At 72.6% G+C, this 6,474-nt stretch carries 6 protein-coding genes and 1 pseudogene; 1 reads left to right on the top strand and 6 read right to left on the bottom strand.

The genetic code is table 11. The features are described 5' to 3' along the window. Positions 1 to 61: 61 nt before the first annotated feature. From AIIKEEIJ_RS20240 to AIIKEEIJ_RS20250, 3 genes are read right to left on the bottom strand one after another with little or no spacing between them, the layout of a single operon-like run. On the bottom strand, positions 62 to 730 hold the full coding sequence (locus tag AIIKEEIJ_RS20240; protein ID WP_006932871.1) for a MadR family response regulator transcription factor: 669 nt from the start codon (positions 728 to 730) through the stop codon (positions 62 to 64). Further along, complete coding sequence (locus AIIKEEIJ_RS20245; RefSeq protein ID WP_006932869.1) at positions 727 to 2,166, bottom strand: MadS family sensor histidine kinase; 1,440 nt, start codon at positions 2,164 to 2,166, stop codon at positions 727 to 729. Before AIIKEEIJ_RS20245 ends, AIIKEEIJ_RS20240 begins: the two co-directional genes overlap by 4 nt. A gap of 19 nt (positions 2,167 to 2,185) precedes the next feature. Beyond that, positions 2,186 to 3,361 (bottom strand): iron-containing alcohol dehydrogenase, encoded by a 1,176-nt coding sequence (locus AIIKEEIJ_RS20250; protein ID WP_006932868.1) that lies wholly within the window; start codon positions 3,359 to 3,361, stop codon positions 2,186 to 2,188. A 324-nt stretch (positions 3,362 to 3,685) separates the two neighbouring features. Between AIIKEEIJ_RS20250 and AIIKEEIJ_RS20255 the strand changes: the two genes are divergently transcribed. Next, the gene (locus AIIKEEIJ_RS20255; protein ID WP_230304502.1) at positions 3,686 to 4,030 is read left to right on the top strand and encodes a hypothetical protein; all 345 of its coding nucleotides are present in this window, start codon (positions 3,686 to 3,688) and stop codon (positions 4,028 to 4,030) included. 12 nt (positions 4,031 to 4,042) lie between these two features. Here AIIKEEIJ_RS20255 and AIIKEEIJ_RS20260 read toward each other — a convergent pair whose 3' ends face one another. The 3 genes and pseudogenes from AIIKEEIJ_RS20260 to AIIKEEIJ_RS33160 all read right to left on the bottom strand — a co-directional run. Continuing rightward, positions 4,043 to 4,636: a carboxymuconolactone decarboxylase family protein gene (locus tag AIIKEEIJ_RS20260; RefSeq protein WP_102799731.1), complete on the bottom strand. Its 594-nt coding sequence runs from the start codon at positions 4,634 to 4,636 to the stop codon at positions 4,043 to 4,045. A 189-nt stretch (positions 4,637 to 4,825) separates the two neighbouring features. Further along, positions 4,826 to 6,358 carry a MadC family VWA domain-containing protein gene (gene madC / locus AIIKEEIJ_RS20265; RefSeq protein ID WP_029545007.1) on the bottom strand — a complete coding sequence of 511 codons (1,533 nt, stop codon included), beginning with the start codon at positions 6,356 to 6,358 and terminating at the stop codon, positions 4,826 to 4,828. Between the two features lie 4 nt (positions 6,359 to 6,362). Further along, positions 6,363 to 6,474 (bottom strand): annotated as a pseudogene (locus AIIKEEIJ_RS33160) (MoxR family ATPase); the annotation flags it as partial.

A 6,474-nucleotide genomic window follows, 5' to 3' on the forward strand; every position in this document is an offset into this window, starting at 1 on the left:
CGCACGCTGCGTCCACGCCCGCCCGCGCTGCCCGTGCGCCGGCACGCCCGGAAGGGACCGGTCAGATGAGCCCGCGCTTGCTGGCGGCGTACACGGCCTCGGCGCGACGGCTCACCCCGAGCTTGCGCATGATGTTGCTCACGTGGAACTTCACGGTGGTGCCCGAAATGAAAAGGCGCTCACCGATCTTCGAGTTCGACAGGCCCGCGGCCAGCAGACGCAGCACCTCGAGCTCGCGATCGGTGAGCTGTTCCTGCGGCGTGGTCTGCCCGTTGAGGGACCGCACCACCGCCGCGGCACTGCGCGAGTCGAAGGCGCTCTCGCCGCGCGACACCGCGCGGATGGCGCGCACGAGTTCGGTGGTGTCGACGTCCTTGACGACGTAGCCGCGCGCCCCGGCGTGCACGGCCCGCACGACCAGCTGCTCATCGAGGAACGTGGTGAGCACCAGCAACCCGAGGCCGGGGCGGGCCGCCGACAGCTGCCCGCACAACGCCAGCCCCTCGTAGTCGGAGCCGGCCGAGAGCTTCAGGTCCATCAGCACGATGTCGGGCCGGACCCGGTCCACCAGCGCGACCGCCTCGGCCTCGTGCGACGCCTCGCCCACCACCGCCAGGTCCGGCTCCCGTTCGAGAATCGAGCGCAGCCCTTGGCGCAGGATCGCGTGGTCGTCGACGAGAACGATGCGGACCGTGCGGTTCACCGTCCCGGGAGGGGTTGCCACGTTCATCGCTGTGCTCCTGTCCGCGCCGCGTGTGCCGACGCCGCACTGTTCCCGTTGTTTCCGGTCGCCTCGTCGGCGCCCCGCTCCGCATCGACGGCCGGTTCGGGCACCGGGATGCGCACCGCCACCCGTACCCCGCCGAGGCGGGCGCGGCGCACCTCGAGAGTGCCGCCGAGCTCGTGTGCGCGGGCCTGCATGTTGGCCAGACCGCGATGCCGGCCGTCCCAGTCGTTGTCCGCGGCCAGGCGCAGCATCAGCCGCATCCGGGCCGGGTCCCCGTTGCCGTCGTCGGCGACCGCCAACAGCACCGAGTCGGGCCGGTAGGTCAGCCGCAGCACCACGCGCCGGGCGTTGGCGTGCACCGCGGCGTTGAACAGCGCCTCCCCCGCAATGCGCAGCAGCGAGTGTTCGGCCTCGCCCGGCAGTTCGACCGGCGTGCCGCCCACCCGGACCGTGATGTCGAGTTCGCCCGGCGTGTGCGCGACGCAGAGCTGCTCGAGCATCTCGGGCAGCGACGTGCGATCCGAGTCGGACGGGTGGTTGAGCGCGTAGATCGCCGACCGCAGCTGCTCGACCGCGCGGCGCGTGAGCTCCTTCGCCAGGTCGAGGCGCTCGCCGCGCTCGGTGTCGGGAATGTCGCTGCGGCACACCTCGATCTGCATGCCGGCGGACAGCACGGCCTGGGTGACGCTGTCGTGCAACTCCCGCGCGATGCGGTGGCGTTCCTCGTCGAGCGCCTGGTGCCGGTGGGCGGCGCCCAGCTGCCGTTGGGTCAGCTCCAACTGCCGGAGCGTGGCCTCGAGTTCGGCGTTACGGGCCTGCAGGTCCGCCGCCGCCCGGTTCGCCTCCTGGTAGGCCTGCTCCGCGCGCTCGAGCAACAACTGGCCACGCTGATAGAGCGCGGAATTCTGCAGCGCCACCGCGGTCTGGCTGGCGAGGATCGACAGCACGGCGTGATCGGTGCCGTCGAGCGTGCGGTGCTCCGGGGTCCACGCGGCGATCGCGCCGGCCACTCCGCCGCCGAGGACGATGGGCACGAACGCGTGATGGGTGTCGACGGCCGCGTCCCGGCCGATCGACCCCGACCGGATGTCCTCGAGGCAGCGCACGACGTCGTCCGGCAGGGGCGGACCTTCGACGTTGTCGACGAGGAACGGGGTGGCGTCGGGGCCGAGGACCAGGCGGCGCGGCCCCGCGTCGGGCAGGGTGCCGTCGGTGAGGGCGAAGACCACCCATCGGGCGCTCAGGTGGGCGCGTGCCGCCTCCGCCACGGCGCAGATCAGGGTCTCGGGGCCCTCGACGGTGCGCACCAGGGCACGCGAGATCAGCTCGAGCGCATGCACGACCCGCTCGAGGCGTTCGGCAGCCCCGCGGTACTGGGGATAGAACGTGGGCTTGCCGGAGCGCAGGCCGGTCAGCCGGGACAGGTCGGGCGCGGTCACCGGGCACCGCCCGCCCCGGTCACAGCGCCGCCCGGAACAGCGCCACCATCTGCTCGTGGGTGGCCTCGCGCGGGTTGGTGGACATGCACGCGTCGCGCAGCGCGCCGGCGGCCAGGCGTTCGAGGTCGGTCGCCTGCACCCCGAGTTCCCGCAGCCCCCGCGGCACCCCGACCTCCCGGGCGAGCCGTTCGACCCGGTCCGCGACGGCGAGTGCCGCTTCGACGGCCGGGCCGCGGTGCTCCTCGAGTCCGAGAGCGGCGGCGATCGCGACGAACGGCTCGGGATCGGACGCGGCGTTGAACCGGATGACGTGCGGGAGCAGCACCCCGTTGATGACGCCGTGCGGCAGGTCGAGCAGGCCCCCGACCTGGTGGCTCATCGCGTGCGCGGCGCCGAGGATCGCGTTGGTGAAAGCCAGGCCGGCCTCGAGGCTGGCCTGCGCCATGATCGACCGGGCCGCCATCTCCTGCGGGTCCTCGATCGTGCGTACCAGCGTGTCGGTGACGAGCCCGACGGCACGCAGGGCGTGGTGGTCGGTGAGCGGGTTGTGGGCGCGGGAGACGAAGGCCTCCACGCCGTGGGTCAGGGCGTCCAGCCCGGTGGCGGCGTTCAGGTCGTCCGGCATGGTGGTGAGCAGCCGCGGGTCGATCACGGTCAGGTCCGGGACCAGCGAACGACCGATGATGGTGATCTTGGTGCCGCGGACGGTGTCGGTGACGACGCAGAACTGGGAGACATCGGCGCCCGTGCCCGAGGTCGACGGCACCACCACCATCGGCGGGATCGGGGCCGCCGCCCGGTCCACGCCCTCGTAGTCGAGGATGCTGCCGCCGTTGGCGGCGAGCACCGCGATGCCCTTGGCGGCGTCGATCACCGAGCCGCCGCCGAGCGCGACGAGCACGTCGCAACCGTGGGCCCGGTACGTCTCGTGCCCGGCCGTGACCTCGTGGTCCTTGGGATTGGGGGTGAGGTCACCCCACACGATCGGGGTGAGGCCCTGCTCGACGAGGTGGCCGCGAAGCTCGTCGGCCCAGCCGGCCTCGATCAGGCCCGGGTCGGTGACCAGCAGGGGCCGGACCGCGCCGAGCCGCACCGCCGCGTGCGCCGCCTCGACCAGTGAACCGATCCCGAACACGATCTCCGGGGCGTGGAACTTGGCCAGCGTCGTCGCGGTGTGCTCCGATGCGACGGCCACTACGCACTCCTGACGATCCCGATTGCTGTGATCCAGCTTACGTGGCTTCGAGCCTAGCCCCTCCACGACGGGGCGGCACCGGGCCGAACGGCAGGTGCGGTACCTGCCCGATCGGGTAGGTACGCCCGAGTGCCCGGGAGCCTCCGGGCGCCGGCCGCGGGGTGAATACGAAGTGAATGCCACCACCGCGTACCACGCCGGAACGGGACATATAGGATGCACGTCGCAGGGGTGGACCGGATACGCAGGAAACGGGCTGCGCACCGGCGGAAACAACCCTGGGAGAGCATCATCGACGGCCGATGGATCGTGTGGTGGCACGAGGTGGACGGCGTCACATGGCACGTCCACGACACCGAGACCGCGGCGCTCGACTCGGCGTACCGGGCGCTCCACTCCGATCGGCGGGTCGGGGATCCGGTCATCGAACGCCCCAACCGCACCCTGGTGCTGGGCAGTGAGTTCGCCGCGTACGTCAGGGCGCGGGAGGACGCGGAGGGCCGCCTGGCGATCCGCGGCACCCACCGGGTCGAGATCCGGTACCCGCTCGGCGTGGACCGGTGGATCTCGCAGGGGTGGACGTCGGAGCGGCTCGCACGGGCGAACTACGACGAGGCCCTCGAGCACTTCCGCCCCGACCGGGTCCGGCTCACGAAGCGCGACCACTGATCCCTCGCCGGCCTACCTGGCGAACTCCACGATCGGCGCGCGGCGCACGCCGGAGATCGAGGCGTGCACGACGGACATCGGCAGGAACGCAAGGACGATCAGCAACATGGCGACCTCGTACGCCACGCTGCTGCGCGGATCCGGATTGCCCTTCAACCGGCCGCGGAGCGCGGTCCATGCGATTCCGTGGGCGTTGCCGACCATGATCGCCCGCACCGCCCCGAGTATCCCCTCGGCGGCGGACTTCCCGTAGACATCCACGAGACGGTGCCACGACTCGGGCGTGGGGTTGCCCCGGGTGTCGGCATAGTGCTGGGCGAACAGGACCGCGGCGACCTCGGAGTCGGGAACGTCGTCGAGGACCCCCGACAGGATGTTCCGGATCTCGGCGCTGCTCATTCCGGCCTCGAGGGCCATCTTCGTGTGGGCGTAGGAGCAGGCGCCGCAGCCGTTCACCTCGGTCACCGCCAGCATGATCCGTTCGACGAACTCGGGGCTCAGCTCGGCGCGCTTCCTGGCACCGATCAGGTGCTTCATCGATCGAACGCCCCGGTAGAAGATCCAGTAGGCCTCACGGATCGAATAGTGCTTCTTCGCGAACTGCATCGTCGTCTTCCTCAACTGTGCCCGGGATTCCGATGTGCCGGAGCACTCTCCCGTAAGCCGGCCGGTCCGCCGGCGGTGGCGTGGGCGGACGGCGCACACACACCCCGGGGGGTATTTACCGGTCCATGGTAACCATCGGCCGTTCCCCCGCCGGAGCGGGGCCGGAGGCGGCCGGCACGGGGCGCGCACTCAACGCAGTGCGTGCCCGAGCTCCGCCGCGCGGGAGAGCAACTGGGCGGCGTCCCGGGCGACGACGACGCGATCGCATTCCGGCGCGTACTCGGGCATCGCGCACGTTGCCTGGGCCCAGTAGCGCTGCGGTTCCGGGGTGACCCAGGCGAGCCGGTGCACGCGACGGCGCAGGTCCGCGAGACGGTCGGCGCGGGAGGGCAGGCCGTTGCAGCGGCCGTCGCCGACGACGAGCACGCTGGTGCGCGAGTCGACGATCCCGGCGTGCTCGGTGAGCAGCTCGTCGAGGACCCGGCCGTAGTCGCTGCTCGCCTCGAGGTCGAGGCCGGGGTGCGCCAGGACCGCGGCGAGGGCGCCGTCACCGGTGCTCGCCAGCAGTTCCCGCGTCACGTCGACGGGCCGGTCGACGAAGGCCAGGACCCGGCAGCGGTGGGCCCGGCCGTGCATGGCCTGGGCCAGGCGCAGCGTGAACGCGGTGATCGGGCGCACCGACAGGGACACGTCGGCCAGGATCAGCAGCCGGACCCGGTCCGGACGCGGGGCGCGGACGATCAGGTGGAACGGTACGCCGTCGGTGCGCATCCCGGCGCGGGCCGTGCGGCGCATGTCGAGGCGGCCGCGGCTGAACTCGCGCGGCACCGGCCGGGCCGGTCCGCGCATCCGCCGCAGCACCTCGTGGCACGCCAGCTCGATCTCGGCTCGGGACGCGACGTCACCGGCGGTGTCGGGGGCGTCGGGTTCGCCGTCCGGCAGCGGGCCGCCGAGTCCGGCCTGGGACAATGCCGCGACGAACGCCTCGACGGCCTCGACGAGCCGGTTCAGCTGCGCCGCGGTGAGCGGTTCGTCGGCCTCGTCGTCGCCGTAGGCACGACGCGGATCGTATGCGTCGAGCCACGCGAGGATGGATTCCGGATCGTCCCAGGACAGCGAGCCGACCACGGCGGCCCCGGGATTCGCGGCCAGCTCGCCGACGGCGGCGGCGCCGGCCCGATCCACGTCGACGGTGTAGGTGACCCCGCGCCGCCCCGAGTCGGCTCCGGTGTCCACGGACAGGGCGGCGTCCGACGACGTCATGGAGACATCGTCGTCGTCCTTGTGCGGATTGAAACCCTTGTCCGCCTCGGGGGTGTCGAAGTGGTCGCCGACCTCCGCGGCACGATCGTTGTATTCGGCGTAGCGGGCGATCTCCGGATCGTCGTCGAGTTCGAGCGCGGTGGGCAGGGCCTCGGCGAACTGCGCCCGGGGCGTGGACTTCTCGCCCGCGGCCCCGGCCGCATCCGTCGCCGCGAACAGCGCGTCGAAGGCCCGGTCGAAGCCGGGCTGCTCGTGCGGGTACTTCGCGCACACCGCACGCAGACAGGCCCGCAGGACGTCGCGGTCGCGGGCCCCGACCAGGCCGAGCACGCGGCGCACCTCGATGGTCTCGGCGGGCGAGGCCGACACCCCGTGCCGGCGCAGCAGGCGCCCGAACACGGCGGCGACCACGTCGAGGGGATACGAGGTGCGCATCGTCGCCAGCGGCGTCACGGGCATCGCGTCACCGCCGCGCGCCGATGCCGACGCCGCCGCGGCCGCCGCCACCGCCGCGCCCCCGGAACACCGCGGTGGTCGTGTTGGCCGGCCGGGACGCGACGGTGGCCCGCTCGGGC

The sequence above is a fragment of the Rhodococcus sp. YH1 genome (assembly GCF_009939605.1).
In the GTDB taxonomy this organism is placed as follows: domain Bacteria; phylum Actinomycetota; class Actinomycetes; order Mycobacteriales; family Mycobacteriaceae; genus Rhodococcus; species Rhodococcus aetherivorans.